The sequence below is a fragment of the Rhodococcus sp. 008 genome, from assembly GCF_001682295.1.
GTDB classification, from domain to species: domain Bacteria; phylum Actinomycetota; class Actinomycetes; order Mycobacteriales; family Mycobacteriaceae; genus Rhodococcus_F; species Rhodococcus_F qingshengii.
The window spans coordinates 2,857,501-2,877,105 of the sequence record NZ_CP012749.1 but is presented as its reverse complement, the minus strand read 5'-3'; the positions used below and the strand labels follow the sequence as shown (position 1 = coordinate 2,877,105).

At 61.5% G+C, this 19,605-nt stretch carries 12 protein-coding genes and 2 rRNA genes (1 of these 14 only partly in view); 6 read left to right on the top strand and 8 right to left on the bottom strand.

Features of this window, described 5'->3' with window-relative positions; all coding sequences use genetic code 11:
* The first annotated feature begins 108 nt into the window (after window positions 1–108).
* From AOT96_RS13440 to AOT96_RS13425, 4 genes are all read left to right on the top strand, one after another.
* The gene (locus AOT96_RS13440; protein WP_060939650.1) at window positions 109–4,002 is read left to right on the top strand and encodes a Pls/PosA family non-ribosomal peptide synthetase; all 3,894 of its coding nucleotides are present in this window, start codon (window positions 109–111) and stop codon (window positions 4,000–4,002) included.
* 11 nt (window positions 4,003–4,013) lie between these two features.
* Window positions 4,014–5,315 carry a M1 family metallopeptidase gene (locus AOT96_RS13435; protein WP_065352839.1) on the top strand — a complete coding sequence of 434 codons (1,302 nt, stop codon included), beginning with the start codon at window positions 4,014–4,016 and terminating at the stop codon, window positions 5,313–5,315.
* A 148-nt stretch (window positions 5,316–5,463) separates the two neighbouring features.
* Window positions 5,464–5,979, top strand: a complete 516-nt coding sequence (locus AOT96_RS13430; RefSeq protein WP_007727150.1) for a hypothetical protein — start codon at window positions 5,464–5,466, stop codon at window positions 5,977–5,979.
* An 11-nt stretch (window positions 5,980–5,990) separates the two neighbouring features.
* Entirely contained in the window at window positions 5,991–7,562 is a 1,572-nt protein-coding gene (locus tag AOT96_RS13425; protein ID WP_003941083.1) for a flotillin family protein, read from the top strand.
* 45 nt (window positions 7,563–7,607) lie between these two features.
* On the opposite strand, the gene AOT96_RS13420 is transcribed toward AOT96_RS13425, so the two are convergent.
* Both AOT96_RS13420 and AOT96_RS13415 read right to left on the bottom strand, forming a co-directional pair.
* Window positions 7,608–8,882, bottom strand: coding sequence for an MFS transporter (locus tag AOT96_RS13420; RefSeq protein WP_052416998.1), 1,275 nt, complete (start codon window positions 8,880–8,882; stop codon window positions 7,608–7,610).
* Window positions 8,882–9,526, bottom strand: coding sequence for a GntR family transcriptional regulator (locus AOT96_RS13415; RefSeq protein WP_007727164.1), 645 nt, complete (start codon window positions 9,524–9,526; stop codon window positions 8,882–8,884). The genes AOT96_RS13420 and AOT96_RS13415 overlap by 1 nt, the downstream gene beginning before the upstream one ends.
* Window positions 9,527–9,701: 175 nt before the next feature.
* On the opposite strand from AOT96_RS13415, the gene AOT96_RS13410 reads away from it, so the two are divergent.
* Window positions 9,702–10,823 (top strand): GGDEF domain-containing protein, encoded by a 1,122-nt coding sequence (locus tag AOT96_RS13410; protein WP_065351852.1) that lies wholly within the window; start codon window positions 9,702–9,704, stop codon window positions 10,821–10,823.
* A 14-nt stretch (window positions 10,824–10,837) separates the two neighbouring features.
* Here the strand turns inward: AOT96_RS13410 and AOT96_RS13405 are convergent, their stop codons facing one another.
* The 4 genes from AOT96_RS13405 to AOT96_RS13390 form a co-directional block, all read right to left on the bottom strand.
* A complete protein-coding gene (locus AOT96_RS13405; RefSeq protein ID WP_054187853.1) occupies window positions 10,838–11,635 on the bottom strand; it encodes an SDR family NAD(P)-dependent oxidoreductase in 798 nt (265 codons plus the stop codon).
* A gap of 77 nt (window positions 11,636–11,712) precedes the next feature.
* Window positions 11,713–12,411 (bottom strand): class F sortase, encoded by a 699-nt coding sequence (locus AOT96_RS13400; RefSeq protein WP_042922789.1) that lies wholly within the window; start codon window positions 12,409–12,411, stop codon window positions 11,713–11,715.
* Between the two features lie 129 nt (window positions 12,412–12,540).
* Window positions 12,541–13,995 (bottom strand): hypothetical protein, encoded by a 1,455-nt coding sequence (locus AOT96_RS13395; protein WP_231917439.1) that lies wholly within the window; start codon window positions 13,993–13,995, stop codon window positions 12,541–12,543.
* 619 nt (window positions 13,996–14,614) lie between these two features.
* Window positions 14,615–15,073, bottom strand: coding sequence for a carboxymuconolactone decarboxylase family protein (locus AOT96_RS13390; protein WP_007727180.1), 459 nt, complete (start codon window positions 15,071–15,073; stop codon window positions 14,615–14,617).
* Between the two features lie 47 nt (window positions 15,074–15,120).
* Here AOT96_RS13390 and pdxR point away from each other — a divergent pair, with 47 nt between their 5' ends.
* Window positions 15,121–16,515, top strand: a complete 1,395-nt coding sequence (pdxR, locus tag AOT96_RS13385) for a MocR-like pyridoxine biosynthesis transcription factor PdxR (protein WP_081305463.1) — start codon at window positions 15,121–15,123, stop codon at window positions 16,513–16,515.
* 308 nt (window positions 16,516–16,823) lie between these two features.
* On the opposite strand, the gene rrf is transcribed toward pdxR, so the two are convergent.
* Together rrf and AOT96_RS13375 are read right to left on the bottom strand one after the other, a co-directional pair.
* Window positions 16,824–16,940: ribosomal RNA gene (gene rrf / locus AOT96_RS13380) — 5S ribosomal RNA — on the bottom strand.
* Between the two features lie 153 nt (window positions 16,941–17,093).
* A 23S ribosomal RNA gene (locus AOT96_RS13375) occupies window positions 17,094–19,605 on the bottom strand (it continues 623 nt past the right edge of the window).

The following is a 19,605-nucleotide window of genomic DNA, read 5'->3' as shown; positions in this document are numbered from 1 at the left end:
ATGTTGCATTAGGCATATCTGTTCACCAACTCGCAAACTTGTCATGAGACTTTCAACTCGACAGTTCGCAGGACTCTAAGTTTCGTGAGTAGAACAGGACCAACGGGTTTGCCACTCCAGTCGCAGTCGGAGACGGAACAATCTTTCGGGATTCCGTCCGTATTCCTACGGTCGGCGCATGCACCTGCGCCGCGCACGCTCATCGACATCGTGCGGGCCTCAGCCGAGGCCAACCCGGAAGCACCTGCCATCGACGACGGCGACACCACACTGTCGTACTCGGAGTTGCTCGACGAGATCGCGCTCGGTGCGCGCTGGCTCGGTGATGCCGGCGTCGGCGCAGGTGACCGCGTCGGAATCAGGATGCCGTCAGGTTCGCGTTCGCTGTACGTGGCGATCCTGTCGATCCTCGCGGCGGGCGCCGCCTACGTTCCCGTCGACGCCGACGATCCGGAAGAGCGCGCCGAGTTGGTGTTCGGCGAGGCGCAGGTAGCGGCAATCATCACCGGCGACGGAATCCAGCCGGGGACGGCGCCGAAGCGGCTCGAACATCCACCGGTTCGCGAACCCGAACCCGAGGACGACGCCTGGATCATCTTCACCTCAGGATCCACGGGCACCCCCAAGGGCGTCGCGGTCACTCACCTCAATGCCGCAGCCTTCGTCGACGCCGAGGCGCGCATGTTCCTCCAGGACGAGCCCATCGGGCCTGGTGACCGCGTCCTCGCGGGACTCTCCGTGGCATTCGACGCGTCCTGCGAGGAGATGTGGCTCGCGTGGCGCCACGGCGCCTGCCTCGTCCCGGCTCCTCGTTCGCTGGTTCGCAGCGGCATGGACCTCGGCCCGTGGCTGGTCTCGCGTGACGTCAGCATCGTCTCCACTGTGCCGACGCTTGCGTCTCTGTGGCCGGCCGAGGCCCTCGAAGCCGTTCGACTCCTGATCTTCGGCGGCGAAGCCTGCCCACCCGAACTGGCAGAGCGCCTGGCCGTCGAGGGCCGCGAGGTCTGGAACACTTACGGCCCCACCGAGGCAACCGTCGTCGCCTGCGGCGCACTGATGGACGGCAAGAGCCCCGTCAGCATCGGCCTCCCCCTCGACGGCTGGGACCTTGCCGTCGTCGACGCCCAGAGCAATCCCGTCGCGGTCGGTGAGGTGGGCGAGCTGGTGATCGGCGGCGTCGGCCTCGCCCGTTACCTCGATCCCGCGAAGGACGCCGAGAAGTACGCGTCGATGCCCTCTCTCGGGTGGGAACGCGCCTACCGAAGCGGCGACCTGGTCCGGCTCGAGACCACCGGCCTGATGTTCCAGGGCCGCGCGGACGATCAGGTCAAGCTCGGCGGCAGGCGCATCGAACTCGGTGAGGTCGACAACGCCTTGCAGAACCTGCCGGGCGTGAGCGGCGCTGCCGCAGCCGTGAAGAAGACGGCAGCCGGCAACCAGCTCCTCGTCGGATACATCGCCAGCACGGATCCCGACTTCGATCTCAAGGCCGCTCATGCACTGCTCAGCGAACAGCTCCCAGCAGCCCTCGTGCCGCGTCTGGCGTTGATGGACGAACTTCCGACGCGTACGTCAGGCAAGGTCGACCGCAATGCGCTGCCGTGGCCGTTGCCCGGCGCCGGTGAAGATGCGGGGGCCGCGTTGGGCCTCGACGGCACCGCTGCCTGGGTTGCCGGCCTGTGGGGTTCGATCCTGGGCGCGCAGATCACCGGACTCGACGACGACTTCTTCGAAGTGGGCGGCGGATCCCTCTCTGCGGCTCAGTTGGTGACCGCCCTGCGCGAGCGGTTCCCCGAAGTGACCGTCGCACAGCTCTACGACCATCCACGGTTGGGATCGCTCGCCGAATATCTCGACGAATTGGCACCCACCGAAACTGTGGAGCCGCGCATCGTCGCTCCGACACCCTTGAAAACTCAGCTCGCGCAGATCGCCGTCACCGTTCCCCTCACGACGCTCACCGGACTGCAGTGGGTGACGTGGCTGGCGATCGCGAACAACGTCCTCGGCTGGTTCGTCGACGTCAGCTGGGCGCCCACGGTCTCGTGGTGGTGGATCCTGTTGGCATTCATCGTGTTCATCACGCCGATCGGGCGCATGACCATCGCTGTCGTCGGAGCGCGCCTGCTCCTGCGCAAGCTGGAACCGGGCACGTATCCCCGAGGCGGTAGTGAACACCTGCGTCTGTGGATAGCGCTGCGACTCACCGAAGCCAGTGGCGCAGCCAACCTTTCGGGCGCACCGTGGATGCTCTACTACGCCCGCGCCCTCGGCGCCGACATCGGCAGCGGCGTCGATCTCCACACCCTTCCTCCCATCACCGGCATGCTCGAACTCGGTAACGGCTGCTCCGTCGAACCCGAAGTCGACCTCTCGGGCCACTGGATCGACGGCGACGTCATCCACATCGGTGAGATCAAGATCGGCGACGGCGCCTCCGTCGGTTCACGCTCGACGCTTCTGCCCGGCGCGCGTATCGGTCGGGACGCCGTCGTCGAACCCGGATCTGCGGTGTTCGGCCGAGTGAAGGCAAACCAGCAGTGGGCCGGCTCCCCCGCCACCAAGGTCGGGAAAGCGAATCATCCTTGGCCGGCCGAACATCCGAAGCGCGCACCCGGCTGGGTGCCGGTATACGGCGTCACCTCGGTCTTCCTGGCCGGTATGCCGATCTTCGCGCTGATGGCCGGAATCGCCTTGATCGGTTGGTGGATCCGCGACACCGACACGCTCGCGAGTGCAGTGCTCCAATCGCTGATCATGCTTCCCGTCGCGACCATCCTGAGTTTGCTCGTCTTCGCAGTCGTCACACTGGTGGCCGTTCGTCTTCTCTCGATCGGGCTGACCCCCGGCTACCACCCTGTCCGCAGCCGCATCGGCTGGCAGGTGTGGGCGACCGAACGCCTGCTCGACTCGGCCAGAACCTTCCTCTTCCCGCTCTACGCGAGCCTGCTGACGCCGGGATGGCTCCGCCTCCTCGGCGCCAAGATCGGCAAGAACGTCGAAGCATCCACTGTGCTCCTCCTTCCCAAGTTCACGACGGTCGCCGACGGCGCATTCCTCGCCGACGACACCATGGTTGCGAGCTACGGCCTCGGCGGCGGCTGGATGCACATCGAACAGGCGAAGATCGGCAAGCGCGCGTTCCTCGGCAACTCCGGTATGACCGCCCCCGGTCGACGCGTCCCCAAGAACGGTCTGGTGGCGGTTCTGTCGGCTACCCCGTCCAAGGCCAAGTCCGGATCATCGTGGCTGGGTAGTCCACCGGTACGTCTGAGAAGGGCTGCCGGAGACACCGACGCCGCCCGCACGTTCAATCCGCCCATGCGCCTCAAGATCGCCCGCGGAGTGGTCGAAACCTGCCGACTGATCCCCGTGATGGTCACGTTCGGCATCGGTCTCGGTGTTCTGTTTGCACTCGAAGCACTGGTCGGCGCCGTCGGATTCTGGTTCGCGGCTCTGCTGAGCGGCGTAATTCTGCTCGTCGCCGGAGCAGTGGCGGGCGCGATCACCATCGCCGCCAAGTGGATCGTCGTCGGACGCATCGCCAAGGTCGAGCATCCGCTGTGGAGTTCGTTCGTCTGGCGAAACGAGGTAGCCGACGCCTTCGTCGAGACCGTCGCGGCGCCGTGGTTCGCTCGCGCGGCGACTGGTACGGCCGTACTGAACATCTTCTTGCGTGGACTCGGGGCCAAGATCGGTAAGGGCGTTTGGTGTGAGTCGTACTGGCTACCCGAGGCAGATCTTGTGACTTTGGGCGACGGAGCGACAGTGGAACGGGGGTGCGTCGTGCAAACTCATCTCTTCCATGATCGGATCATGTCCATGGACACCGTCACTTTGGGAGCAGGAGCAACGCTGGGACCGCACTGTGTCGCGCTACCCGCAGCCGGCATCGGTGCGGGAGCGACGGTAGGGCCTGCATCTCTGGTGATGCGAGGTGACACCGTTCCGCCCTCCACCCGCTGGCAGGGCAACCCGATTGCACCGTGGGTGGCGTCGTGAAGCCGAACCGAATGCTCGAGGAGACGATCGATCCGTACCTGCCGCTCAACGGCAACCGCGGGTACCGCGTGTCCCGGTACGAACTGGAACTGGCGTACAAGGTCTTCAGCAACCGTCTCGCCGGCAAAGCTGTCATCACCGCTGTCACCACCGAGAGCCGATCCAAGTTCAGCTTCGACCTCGCGCAGAACCTGCAGGTGTCCAAGGTGTCCGTCAACGGTGCCCGCGGCACCAAGTACGCGCACTTGAACAACAAGCTGATCCTCACGCCGTCTACCAAGATCCCCGCGGGCGGTGCCCTGTCGGTCACCATCGCGTACAGCGGCAACCCCGAGCCGATCAAGAGCCTGTGGGGCGAAGTCGGCTGGGAGGAACTCGACGAAGGAACTTTGGTCGCAAGTCAGCCCAACGGCGCGGCGTCCTGGTTCCCGTGCGACGACCATCCGATTTCCAAAGCGTCGTACCGCATCTCGATCACCACCGATTCCCCGTTCTATGCCCTCGCCAACGGCAAGCTGATCCGCAAGCAGACCCGTGCGAGTCAGACGACGTGGGTCTACGAGCAGACCGAACCGATGGCAACCTACCTGGCAACCATTCAGATCGGTCAGTACGAGCACCGACAAGTGAGCGCCGGGCCGGTACCGGTCTTCGCCGTTCACCCACCTCGGCTGCGAGCAGCGTTCGACGTCGACTTCGGGCGCCAACCCCAGATGCTGGAGGTCTTCGGAAAGCTGTTCGGACCGTATCCCTTTGCCGACTACACCGCTGTGGTCACCGACGACGAACTCGAAATCCCCATCGAAGCGCAGGGACTCTCGATCTTCGGAGCCAACCACTGCACGGGCAGGCGCGGTTCCGAACGTCTTGTCGCACACGAGCTTGCCCATCAATGGTTCGGCAACAGCCTCACTCTCGGGCAGTGGTGCGACATCTGGCTGCACGAAGGCTTTGCCTGTTACGCGGAGTGGATCTGGTCCGAGAATTCCGGTGGCCCGTCCTCGAACCAACTCGCGACAAACGCCTATCAAGGGCTCGGGCGTAAATCTCAGGACTTGATCGTCGCCAATCCCGGGCCTGCCCTGATGTTCGACGATCGAATCTACAAGCGGGGCGCATTGACTCTGCACGCCCTGCGCGGCGTTCTCGGAGACGAGAAGTTCTTCGAACTGATCCGTCAGTGGACCACGAAGCATCGGCACAGCACGGTCAGTACCGAGCAATTCACCGATCTCGCTTCACGTTTCACCGACACTCCATTGCGCCCGCTGTGGGATGCATGGCTGAATCAGCGCTCCCTGCCTCGTCTCTGACGCTCTCTCACCGCGATATCACCACGCCGAAACATTCCGAATGCGCCGATTATCTTTGTCTTACCTTTACTATAGAGGTGGGCCGAGGGACGACCCCGACAACACAATTCTCAGGGCACGCTTCCTCGACAGGTAGATCGGGGGATCGATGTTCGTTGTATTCACAATATGTTTCGTGATCGGGGTCGTGGCCCTGATCGGAGCCTTTGCCGTCGGCGAGGTTGCAGATCTGGGCGGCGGCCACGCAGACGGGCTGCCATTTCTGAGCCTGACAACCTTGGCCACAGCACTTTTCGGCTTCGGCGCCGGCGGCGTAGCTGCCACTCTCGCGGACGCTCCGACATTGGTAGCGGCGATTGCAGCACTCACACTCGCCGCCGTTCTCGTTGCCGTCACGCGCGGCCTACTTCTCCCCTACCTCCTTGAGCAACAAGATAATTCGCACATCGGACGAGCTTCGTACTCCGGGCTGTTGGGCACGGTCACCCTCACCATTGCAGCCGAAGGTTGGGGAGAAGTCTCGTTCGTCGACGCCGAAGGCAATCGCGTGCAGGCCAAGGCGGTCAGTGCACAACCGATGGCGCTCACCACCGGCACCACCGTCTACATCGCCGATGTAGACGATCAATACCTTCACGTCGTCACGGTTGACGACGCGATCTAAGGACTCGATACATGCTGCCAATCATCATCATTGCGGTTGTAGTCGCAGTAATCATCTTCATCGTTCTCCCCGCGATCTACGTGAAGAACTACGTCAAGGTCCCGCCGAACGAAGTGGCGGTCTTCACCGGACGAGGCAAGCCGAAAGTCGTCCGCGGCGGAGCCCGGTTCAAGATTCCGGGAATCGAACGCGTCGACATCATGTCGCTCGAGCCGTTCAACGTCAGCATCAATCTCAAGAATGCGCTCTCCAACGACGGTGTTCCGGTCAACGTCGAGGCAGTCGGCCTGGTACGAATCGGTTCCGCCGACGAAGCGGTTCAGACAGCGGTGCAACGATTCCTGACCTCCGACCTGGACGAACTCCAGCAGCAGATCAACGAAATCCTCGCAGGCAGCCTGCGCGGAATCACCGCAACCATGACGGTCGAGGATCTGAACTCCAACCGCGATTCGCTCGCACGCAGCGTGGTCGAGGAGGCAGGCGGCGACCTCGCACGCATCGGCATGGAAGTCGATGTCATCAAGATCGCGGGAATCTCCGACTTCAACGGCTACCTCGAATCGCTCGGTCAGCGCCGCATCGCCGAGGTCAAACGTGATGCCGCGATCGGAACTGCTGAAGCAGAGCGTGATTCGCAGATCCAGTCGGCAAAGGCGCGACAGGCAGGCTCCGTCGCACAGGCCGAGGCCGACACTGCGATCGCGAGTGCAAATCAGAAGCGCGACGTCGAACTCGCTCGCCTTCGAGCACAGACCGAAGCCGAGAACGCCGAAGCCGACCAGGCCGGACCACTCGCGCAGGCAACGGCCGAGAAGGCCGTCGGCATCGCACGTGAGCAGGCCGAGGCGGCCCGCGTCGAAGCTCGCACCGAGGTCGAGCGTCGTCGCGCCCAGCAATCGGAAGCGGCATTGCAGGCAGATGTCATTGCACCGGCCGAGGCCGAACGCCAAGCCTCCATCGCACGCGCAGAGGGTGAGCGACAGGCCGCGATCCTCCGCGCCCAGGCACAGGCCGAGTCAGCAAGGCAGGCCGGCGGGGCTCAGGCCGATGCACGAAAGCTCGTCGCCGACGCTGTTCGCTCCGAGCAGCAGGCTGATGCCGACGGCCTTCGAGCACGTCTGGAAGCCGAAGCTGACGGCCGCAAGGTAGCGGCCGACGCCGTTCGCGCCGAACAGCAGGCCGAAGCGGATGGTTTGCGCGCCAAGCTCGAAGCCGAAGCTGCCGGTAAGCGTCAGATCGCCGAGGCGCTCAATTCCTACACCCCGCAGGCCGCGCAGTTGCTCACTCTGCCTGACGTTCTGGCAGCACTGGTCGACGCCACCGCAGCAGCAGCGAAGCCGGTCGGCGACATCGATCGGATCTCCATCGTCGGCGGCAGCGACGGGGCGCAGGGTTCGATCGGCTCGATCCTGGGCATCAGTCCCCAGGTGATTGCCGGTGTCATCGAAACTCTCGAAAGCTCAGGCGTCGATATCACCGGTTTGCTCAACGGCCTGAACAAGACCGCATCGGTTCCGGCTGGTTCGGTACACAATTCGGTCCACAGTTCGGAAAACGGTTCCGCAACCGTAGACGCGTGATTTCGCCCCGGTCCGCCGACTCTCGTAGGAGTCGGCGGGCCGGCTTCACGCGCTCGGAAGATGTGAACGCGACTTGAAGAGAATCAGAATCAAGCAGGCAGCGGCGGCGGCTGATCCGAACAGCAGAGTCACCGTGTAGCTCAGTGCCGGAATACTTTCCGACAGCATCGCCAGCAACGCAGGCACCGCGAACCCGATGTAGGTGATCGAGTAGAACACCGCGGTCAATCCTGCCAGATCGTCCGGCCCCGCGATTCGCTGGATCTCCAGCAACCCGGACACCAGTGCCATGCCGTACCCGCAACCGAGGATCGCTGCAGCCACGATCGCGATCGCCACGGTCAGCGTCGACGCAACCAGAGCAGCACCGGCCATACCGACCACCAGAAACACCAGAGCCACAACGGCGCCACGAGCACTGCGGTCGGTGTCGATCTTGCGCCCCAACGACTGAATCGCGAATCCGCATGTCAGCGCGACCATGCACAGCAGAGCCGAAAAGGCCACGGGCGCATCGCCACTGTGCCCGGTCATGAGCGCCGGAATAACTGCATACGCGACACTGGCGGCACCGAACACCCACGGCGCCAACGGAACAACGACGTAGAGGAATCTGCGGTGACCTGCCGAGGGGATCTTGAGGTCGTCGATCAACCTGCGACGGTCGGATTTCGCCTGTGCCGGTCGTGTTTCGGGCGCACGCCACAGCGCCATGGCGGCGAGGACGGTGATCGCGATGTGCAGCACGTACGCCAACACACTCGGCATGGGCGCCCACTGCGCCAAGATTCCCGCAGCACCCGCTCCCAAGGCGAAGCCCGCGGTCAGACTCATCGCTGCTCGCCGAGCACCTGCGCCTTCCGACGCCGTCGGATCCCAAGGTTGCGTGGACAACTCCTTGACCCAGGAGCCGCCGACGGCCATACCGATCCCCAAGGCGATGCCACAGAGGATTCTTCCCAGGATGAGAGCAGCGGCGGAGTCCGCCCCGAAAGCGAGCAGCGTCGAACCGGCGATCGCGATGATCGGCGCGGGGAGCATGATCGGGCGTCGACCCAATCGATCGGACAGCGGGCCGCCGAGCAGCAGGGCCGGCACAATTCCGACGACGTAGGCGAAGAGGAAGAAATCGACCATCACCGGCGAATAGCCGTGGTCGAGTCGGTACATCACCAGCAGTGGGGTGAATTCGTTTCCGCCCCAGGCAGCGGCGAACATACTGGCGGCAACGGTCAGCCACAGCCACTTTCCGCCGGAGATGCGTTCACCCTCGAGACGAGTTTCGGCCGCGGTCCCAGCGCCGATCGTTTGGGTGCTCATCACAGAGTTCCTTCGAAGCCGAGGCCGTGGACCTGGCGCATGTGTGTGAGGACGGCAGTGTTGTATCCGTCGGCATCGCCTGTGTCGACGAGGTCGGTAAGCGCGGTGTGATCGGCAAGGATGCGCGAGAGTTGGCCGGGGTCGCGTGAGATCGACCGGGCTGTCATCCGTCGTTGCCTGTCGCGCAGACTCGCGTAGAACGAGTCGAGCAAAGGGTTCCCACCGGCGGCAACGATCATCTTGTGGAAGTCGGCATCGATTGCGCTGAACGCGGCCACGTCCCCGCGATCAGCAATCTCACGTTGCTCGATCAGATTCGCGCGCAACGCTGCGACAAGCGCTTCCCGTGCGTGCGGTCGGACCGACACCACTCGAACGCTCTGAGTCTCGACGAGCTGTCTGGCACTGACTACGTGTTCCGCTTCCCCATCCGCGACCGGGACGATCAGCGCCCCCTTCTTCGGATAGAGGCGCATCCAACCTTCCGACTCGAGACGCAGAAACGCCTCACGCACCGGCGTTCGGCTCACATTGGTCCGTGCAGCGATGTCACCCTCACTGATCAGCTCCCCGCCGGCGAGCTCGCCGGAAAGGATCAGCTCCTTGACTTCGCGGAAGACGGTTTCGGAAGCGGAATACAACATAGACACAAGATGTATTTATACTCCACGCTGGCGCAACGCAGACATCCGGGTCGCCGATCCGAACATCTCGGTCCGATGCGGCATCGATCCAGTTAGCATTGCAAGGTGCCAGACAGAAGAGGAATCAATTCGCGATGAATGGCGCACGCTCCAGCCTTCGAGGACTGATGCACTCATGACATCGCAGATGAAGTCAATGAGGACGCTGACCCGCGAGTGGTTGATTCTTCCCGATCAATACGACCGCTTCACTCGCTATCTCCGCGACAACGGCCTCACGACCGCCACCCGGCTATTACTTGGCATCATTGTCATCGGACTGGGAGTGTGCGCACTACTGAACAGATTCAGCCCTGCCGGTCCGACAAGCACGATTGCGCTGTTCTTCAATACTGTTGTCGTGATCTCGTGCTTCGTAGTCGGAGTCTCATGGTGGGTCTTCGGCCCCACAAAGCGTCGCTCGTTCGGTTTCGTGGTCTTCTGCGACATCGCGGTCACGATCTCCGTCGTTGGAGATTCCTCCCAGCTCGCACGATTGCTCACCTGTGTCATTTTTGCTCTGGTCGGCATCTACATCGCCTACTTCCACAACCCGAAGTTGCAGATCGCGCACATAGCTTTCTCGCTTCTTGTGATCGCGGTGGCTGCGCAGCCAATTCTGTTCGGGCCGGATCGCGATCCAGCCCTTGGTGTTTCGAAAGTACTGGTCGTCATCACCGCGTTGGTGGTCTGCGCATTCATCTCGCAGATCGTGCTGACGATGCTCAGCATGGATGCTTCCAGTTCCGACCTCGATCCTCTCACCGGCCTCTTGAACCGTCGTGGCCTCGACCGCCACGTCGAGAAGGTACTCGAGGGGTTCCAGCGTCAAGAATCTGCGGCACTACTCGTGATCGCGATCGACATCGACCGGTTCAAGACGATCAACGACGTGCACGGCCACGACGTCGGCGATCGCATCATTCTCCGGGTATCGCAGCGGTTATCCGCCTGGGCACACGCCGATGCTGTCGTCGCGCGGGTCGGCGGCGACGAATTCATCCTCGTTCAAAGACTTTCCGTGCCAGCCATCGGACCGATGCTCAACTCGATCGGACCGGCAATGCACTCGAATACCGACGAGATACCGTCGACTTCGAGCATCGGAATCGCCGTGCGTACCCACAAATTCGTCGCCGGAGAAGACCGCGCAGCAGCGTTCACGGTCATGCAGAAAGTCGCCGATTCGGCGATGTACGAAAGCAAGAGACTCGGCGGCGGACGCGTTCACACGATCGTCACCACCGCCGGCAGGTAGCAGTACGCACAATTTCAGTAGTAGACCGGCCCCGGCACTCCTCCACCCGCTGCCACTGCGTCACCGGTGATCGCGATGCTTCGCGGCGATGCCAGGAAGGTCACGACGTCGGCTACTTCTTCGGCATCGATGATCCGATGTATCGAGTTCGTCGCGATACCACGCTCCACCTCTGCCTGCGAGCGGCCGGATTCTTCCGACTCGCGCGTAATCCGTGCGGTCAACCTCTCGGTTCTCGTCACGCCCGGATGGACGACGGTGACGTTGATTCCCTTGGGGCCCAGCTCGTCCGCAAGATTCTTGGTCAGTGCAGACACACTGACGTTGCGGATCGTGTGGGCGATCGAAGTGGCCTGTCTGGCACCCAAACCGCTGATGTTGATGATCCGACCCCAACCCTGATCGATCAGATACGGCGCCACAGCGCGCGCAGTTCGCAGGTAGCCGAGCACTTTCACTTCGACTTCGTCTCGCACGACGTCGTCGGTGGTCGCCTCGAAATCCGTCGGCTTTCCGGCGCTGAACGGCGTCGCTGCCGAATTGACCAGAATGTCGACACCGCCGAACTCCATTACCACTTGCCGCACCGACGCCTGAACCGCGTCGTCGTCTCGCGTATCCGTCACGACTCCGATCGCACGAATTCCGAACTCCGAAACCAAATCTCGTGCAACGCTTACGACGGTTCGCTCAGTGCGCGCGAGTATCGCGATGTCGACCCCTTCAGCGGCCAGACCTCTGGCGATTGCCAGACCGATCCCCTTGCTACCACCGGCAACGATCGCACGCTTTCCAGACAAGTGAAGATCCATACCTGCGACACTATCCAACAGGCGGTCCCCGATCTCTACGAAGAGGGATCGGGGACCGTCGGAATCATTCCTGTGTCTCAGACCATCAGATCCGCGTACAGGTAGACGTTGTCGGCGTAGTTGCCCACACCGTCCTCGAATTGCAGTTCGCCGCCGCAGGTTACGACTGCCAACTTACGAGGGCCCTCCGGGCCGGCCAGCACGCTTTCTTCCACACCATCGGCCTTCGGGCGCGTCGTCACCGCAGTCACCTTCCACGACGTGCTCTTACCCGTCGCGTCGGATGTACGGATCACTTCACCCGGCTCGATCGTGCCCAGGTCGAACAGCGCGCCGTTACCCTGGCCGGTCAGATTGACGTGTCCGGCAATCAAGGTCGTGCCGGTGGCGGAATCGAGAGATGCACCGTCGAGCCAGATTCCGACGTTCTTGACGTTCTCCGGCGGAGTGAGAACTCCTTCCGGCACGGTGGCGTCCACGATCGGCGCCTGAACACCGACCGGGTCGAGCGAAAGGGTGTTGGGAGTCATCAACGCATCCGTAGGCGTTGCCGGATTCACGGAGTGCGACATGACAACTCCCGGACTCGGCGGGATCGCAGCATCGTCATCGGAGGATCGCAGGCCGACGAAGGCCATGGAAGCACCGGCGACCAACACCGCGATGAGAGCCAGAATGAACGCGACACGACGCCCTTTGCCTGGACTCGCGGGCTGATCGTGGTTGGGATCGTCGTATGGATTGGATGGATTGGGATCCGACTCGTACATGGTCATCGAACTGTCTCCTGCGGGATGAGGCGCCCCCGGCACCTCGTGCGAATTGACGCCCCCTGCGTCTGATCAATGTCGGCACCGATCACACGAATCGTGATCGGTGCCGACGTCTACTACACGTGCCTGGTGTCAGGATCGCTTGCGGCGGAGAGCAACTGCTCCGGCAGCAGCCATTCCGACAAGCCCGAGGCCCGTCACTGCGACGGCGACGTTGCGGCCTGAATTCTGTTCAGCAGCACCACCGTCGATGGCAACCGGGCGGGGGCCAGTGGCCGGCTTCGGAGCCGACGGCGCCGGAGTTGCGGGAGTTGCAACCGGCTGCGACGGAACAGGTGCACCCGGAACTACAGGCACGACCGGCACAATCGGCACGATGGGCACGATCGGAACAATCGGCACGATCGGAACGACCGGGGTTGCAGGCGTCGTGGTGGCCGGTGTGGTCGTTGCCGGTGTCGTTGTTGCCGGCGTGCTCGTTGCCGGTGTCGTCGTGGGTGCTGCTGCATATCCGACGCTGGCAGATGCATTCATCGAAGCCGGCCGAACGGTGTCGAACGACGCGAAGATCTGGCACTGTGCGCCTGCCGTGTTCCAGTGCAGGTTCTCGACCGAATCCGGAATGACGCTTGCAGTCACCGAGTAGTCCCCGCCGGCCGCAGCGGTGAGGCAAAGATCAACAGCAGTCGGTGCGTCGCCGCGGCCGTCGACCGTCAGTTGATTTGCAGTCAACGTCGCCGTGGCGTTGTCACCACAGACGGTCAGTTCGGTGCCCGCCGAGGACTGAACAGTGATCGGCTTCCGGTACATATTCGTATTCAGGGTGAAAACGGCAGTCTCGCCGGCCTTCAGAGTCCCCGTCGCGGGTGTCTTGCGAACGAGGTCGAGCGTCTGCGTGACGTTCATGATCTCGACGATGCGAGCTCGCTCGTCGTCGCCGATGTTCCTGTCGCACAGGCTTTTGAAATCGGCCATCAGCGGATTGTCGTAGTCCGAGACACACCACACAAGCGTCTGCCGCGCCGAACGTGCATCCTCGCTGCCATTTCCCGAAACGACACCGTCGAGTTTGGCGGGATTCTGCAGCAACCAACTGATGACAGCGAGATCGTCGGCTGACAGATCGGGATTGCCCGAAGACGGCACCGTCGCACCCATCTCGTCGTTGTGCTTGTCAACCGGCAAACCGTTCTCGTCGACACCGGCACACGGATCGAGATCGAAGTCCGTGCAGTACATCCATTCCGACTTCGCAATTCCGTCGACGTCGCGGACACCGCAGACCGGAGCATCCACCGCGGCCGAGGTACCCCGATCGGTGGTGCCGTACATCGGCACGATGTTGCCGTCGTTGTAGTGATCCAGCCGAATGCCGGAGATGTCGAGCATCTGCTCCGAGGGCGTGTACTCGGTGCCCTCACACAACCCGGCGGTGAACGCCGGAGCGGCCGCGGTTCGCACCGGCATCGGCGCGGACACAGCTGGCGAAGCAAAAGCAACGCTACTACCGGCGACCGTTACGGCAATAGCTGCAGTTAGCGAGAGCCGGAGAACAAGCGGCCTACGCCGTGAACCAGACACAGTCATCAAAGCTTCCCTTTCAAGACATTTCGGTAGCGGGACGGTTGCCTGGATCCCAATACCACGCCACCCAGCGCTCACTTCCGAGAGGATCAGCCGATCACTTTTGGCAATCAGCCAGTTACTGAATGGCAATGTAGTGCATGTTTCAAGAAAGATCACCCAATCGTCGAGCACCCAGGGCGCAGCTTGGACATTCGGATGACGAGTTAGCCATGAAGGTGACTGAACCTTTGTCCAACCGCACAACAATCGCGATCCCCCCAAAATCTGCTCATCCAACCGCGACGTTCCCGACATTTCGCCAACGCTAGCCAGTCGGTAACTTGGACATTCTGGGGAAACTCACAGGAAGGGGCGTTTTCAGCTCGCGCGCAAAAGAAGGGGCCCGCTATGCGGACCCCTTCGCCGGAAACTTCCGATCGAGACTGCTTTGTCGGGATTCGGGCAACTTGTAGATGCCCCAGAACAATCTCCACTCACATTATGTGATTTGCCTCACATTCAAAGAATCTGTTGGTTTTGTTCACACCCTGAACCAATCTTTTGGTCCTCTTTGCGTCGATTATCCAGATCTCCGACGGCGGAACCCTGCCCTGCCGGAGAGCGGAGCACGAGCCTCGGATCAGTCTCGGACCGGAGGCGCCTTCCTCGTAGTAACCGCAATGCGATTCCACGCATTGATCGTCAAAATGACGCTGATGAGCTGAGCCAGTTCCACGTCCGAGAATTCGCCGGCAGCCTCGCTGTACACCTCGTCCGGAACGAAACCGTCGGTGAGGACTGTCACGGCCTCGGTCAAGGCGAGCGCGGCACGTTCACGATCGGAGTACATCCCTCGCGCTTCTTCCCACGCGTTCAGTAGGTAGAGCTTCTGCTCCGTCACGCCGACCTTTCGGGCGTCGCGAGTGTGCATGTCCAGGCACCATGCGCAATGATTCAGCTGCGACGCACGCGTGAGGACCAGCTCGACGAGCGTCGGCTCCAGCCCCTTGCGTGCAGCGGCATCCAACGCAATCATCGCCTTGTAGACCTCGGGCGCCAGCTTTGCGATATCCAGTCTTTGTCCTGTTGCTGTAGTCATAACTCAAACGGTAATCCCGGAAAGACCCGGAAACATGGTTCAATCCGGTGGTGAATTCGTGGGCCAATCTTGGGTTCGATCTGCATATCGAGCTGCCACAGGGAATCGGGGTTCGCGCTGCACTGCTTCAGACCCTTCGCGACGCGATCGACAGTGGACTGCTGAAGCCCGGCACCAGACTCCCACCTTCCCGCACCCTCGCGCTCGACCTCGGAGTTGCCCGAAACACCGTTGCAGACTGCTATGCCGAGCTCGCCGCGGCTGGGTGGCTTGTCACACGGCCTGGTTCCGGGACCCTGGTCGCCACGCTCGCCAGCACACACACCCGCGAGGTCGAGCCATCACCGACTCGACGACGCTGGACCTACAGTCTTCTCCCTGGATCGCCCGACGCGTCGGCGTTTCCCCGCACTGCATGGATTTCGTCCGCCAGACGTGCTTTGACCACCGCGCCGACCGACGCGTTCGCGACTACTGATCCCAGAGGCCGAGTCGAACTCCGAAACGCCCTCACCACATACCTGAGCCGCACCAGAGGCGTTCGCGTCGATCCGAACTGCATTGTGATCAGTGCCAGCTCGGGTCACGGGATCTCCCTCCTTGCCCGCGCACTCGGAGGAACGATTGCGGTCGACGCTTTCTGCCTTCACCTGCACCGGCAGTTGCTCGCCGACGAAGGGCTGCTGACAGTTCCCATATCGGTTGACCAATCAGGCACTTGCACAGACGAATTGGCGTCTACTTCTGCTGAGAGTGTTCTGCTGACGCCGACCCATCAGTTCCCTCTCGGCGGTCCCCTCACACCGGCGAGGCGCGCGACCGCTCTCGAATGGGCCACGACTACGGGTGGCGTCATCATCGAGGACGACTACGACGGCGAATTCCGTTACGACAGAAAACCTGTCGGTGCACTCCAAGGAATCGCACCGCAGCACGTTGCGTACCTGGGCACTGTCAGCAAGACACTGTCGCCGGCAATTCGCATCGGATGGATGGTGTTGCCGGACAGGCTGATCGAACCTGTCCTCGCAACAAAGGGACCCTACGAACGCTGGGTAAGTTCAACGGATCAATTGACCTTGGCGGACTTCATCGAATCCGGAAGATTCGACAGCCATATTCGAAAGATGCGCACCTCGTACCGACGACGACGCGATCAACTGGTTGCGACACTTGCGCAGCAAGTACCCCAGGTCAGGGTCGAGGGGATCTCCGCGGGACTTCACGCTGTGATCCGTCTGCCCTCCGGCACCGAACAATCTGTTCTTGCAGCGGCCCGGGCGCGCGATCTCGGGCTCGAAGGGCTGTCGGTCTTCCGACATCCCGACGTGTCGTCAGTCGGCGGTGACGGCATCGTCGTCGGCTACAGCACGCCGACGCAGTCGCAGTACTCGAAGACGCTGGACGTGCTCTGCGAGGTGCTGCAGGCGGCTCTGCGATAACGCCCGCCGGCCCTGCGCATCCGCTCACCTGCCCTGCCCTGCCCTGCCCTGATGGAGTGAACGTACCGTTCCCCTCGCCTAAGAGGGTGAGAGTGCCGTTCACTCGATCCCGGACGGGGTGGTGAGTCGGCGGCGTGCCCGCCCTAGATGGTGTGAACGGTGCGTTGGGTCGATCTGAGGCGACGAAAGTGCTGTTCGCTCGAAGTCGGGGGTGCCGGCGGGGGTGCTTTCGGGTGTCGGTGGGTGGGGTGTTTTGGGTACGAGAAAGCCCCCCAACCAGTACTGGTTGGGGGGCTTCTCTAATGTGTGTTCGGCGGTGTCCTACTCTCCCACACCCTGTCGAGTGCAGTACCATCGGCGCTGAAGGGCTTAGCTTCCGGGTTCGGAATGGGACCGGGCGTTTCCCCTTCGCTATGACCGCCGTAACTCTATGAAACTGTCACAGTAACCTTCTTCTGATCACCTGGTTTCACCACCCGTCAACACCAGTTTCTGGTGTTGGGGGATGGAGAAAACAGGGTTTCTCATCAGTATCTGTGTGTTGTTTCAGATACCGCACAGTGGACGCGTAGCTTCTTTGTGGTAAGTCCTCGGCCTATTAGTACCAGTCACCTGCATGCATTACTGCACTTCCAGTTCTGGCCTATCAACCCGGTGGTCTGCCGGGGGCCTTACCCCCTCGAGGGGGTGAGAAACCTCATCTTGGAACAGGCTTCCCGCTTAGATGCTTTCAGCGGTTATCCCTTCCGAACGTAGCTAACCAGCGGTGCTCCTGGCGGAACAACTGGCACACCAGAGGTTCGTCCGTCCCGGTCCTCTCGTACTAGGGACAGCCTTCCTCAAGTTTCTAACGCGCGCGGCGGATAGAGACCGAACTGTCTCACGACGTTCTAAACCCAGCTCGCGTGCCGCTTTAATGGGCGAACAGCCCAACCCTTGGGACCTACTCCAGCCCCAGGATGCGACGAGCCGACATCGAGGTGCCAAACCATCCCGTCGATATGGACTCTTGGGGAAGATCAGCCTGTTATCCCCGGGGTACCTTTTATCCGTTGAGCGACACCGCTTCCACTTGCCGGTGCCGGATCACTAGTCCCGACTTTCGTCCCTGCTCGACCTGTCAGTCTCACAGTCAAGCTCCCTTGTGCACTTGCACTCGACACCTGATTGCCAACCAGGCTGAGGGAACCTTTGGGCGCCTCCGTTACATTTTGGGAGGCAACCGCCCCAGTTAAACTACCCACCAGGCACTGTCCCTGAACCAGATCATGGTCCGAGGTTAGAGGTCCAATTCGATCAGAGTGGTATTTCAACAACGACTCCACGATAACTGGCGTCACCGTTTCACAGTCTCCCACCTATCCTACACAAACCGAACCGAACACCAATACCAAGCTGTAGTGAAGGTCCCGGGGTCTTTTCGTCCTGCCGCGCGTAACGAGCATCTTTACTCGTAATGCAATTTCGCCGAGTCTACGGTTGAGACAGCTGAGAAGTCGTTACGCCATTCGTGCAGGTCGGAACTTACCCGACAAGGAATTTCGCTACCTTAGGATGGTTATAGTTACCACCGCCGTTTACTGGGGCTTAAATTCTCAGCTTCGCTCCCGAAGGAACTAACCGGTCCTCTTAACCTTCCAGCACCGGGCAGGCGTCAGTCCGTATACATCGTCTTACGACTTCGCACGGACCTGTGTTTTTAGTAAACAGTCGCTTCTCACTGGTCTCTGCGGCCCCACCCAGCTCAGACAGTAAATGTCGTCACCAGACAGGGCCCCCCTTCTCCCGAAGTTACGGGGGCATTTTGCCGAGTTCCTTAACCATAGTTATCTCGATCGCCTTAGTATTCTCTACCTGACCACCTGTGTCGGTTTGGGGTACGGGCCGTGTGAAAGCTCGCTAGAGGCTTTTCTCGGCAGCATAGGATCACTGAATTCGCCTCAATCGGCTACGCATCACGTCTCAGGCTATGTGCGACCCGGATTTGCCTAGGTCACGCCCTACACGCTTACACCAGTATTACCACTGACTGGCTCAGCTACCTTCCTGCGTCACCCCATCGCTTGGCTACTACCAGATCAGGTCCCATGCATCCACCAACTCGAGACCCGAAGGTCTTCTCGTGGCTTCAGGATGGTTAGTATCACTGATTCACCATGGGCGCGTTCACACGGGTACGGGAATATCAACCCGTTGTCCATCGGCTACGCCTGTCGGCCTCGTCTTAGGTCCCGACTCACCCTGGGCGGATTAACCTGGCCCAGGAACCCTTGGTCATTCGGCGGACGAGTTTCTCACTCGTCTTTCGCTACTCATGCCTGCATTCTCACTCGTGTGGCCTCCACGGCTAGGTCACCCTGCCGCTTCCATGGCCACACGACGCTCCCCTACCCATCCACACACCTGCCAGAAAATCCTTGGATCAACTGGGGGCTATTGCGTGAATGCCGCAGCTTCGGTGGTGTACTTGAGCCCCGCTACATTGTCGGCGCAGGATCACTTGACCAGTGAGCTATTACGCACTCTTTCAAGGGTGGCTGCTTCTAAGCCAACCTCCTGGTTGTCTTCGCGACCCCACATCCTTTTCCACTTAGTACACGCTTAGGGACCTTAGCTGGCGATCTGGGCTGTTTCCCTCTCGACTACGAACCTTATCGCCCGCAGTCTCACTGCCGCGCTCTCACTCACCGGCATTCGGAGTTTGGCTGATTTCGGTAAGCTTGTGGGCCCCCTAGACCATCCAGTAGCTCTACCTCCGGTGAGAAACACGCGACGCTGCACCTAAATGCATTTCGGGGAGAACCAGCTATCACGGAGTTTGATTGGCCTTTCACCCCTACCCACAACTCATCCCCTCAGTTTTCAACCTAAGTGGGTTCGGTCCTCCACGACGTCTTACCGTCGCTTCAACCTGGCCATGGGTAGATCACTCCGCTTCGGGTCTAGAGCATGCCACTACGATCGCCCTATTCGGACTCGCTTTCGCTACGGCTACCCCACACGGGTTAACCTCGCGACATGCCACTAACTCGCAGGCTCATTCTTCAAAAGGCACGCCATCACCCCCAGCAGTAAACTGCTCGAAGGCTC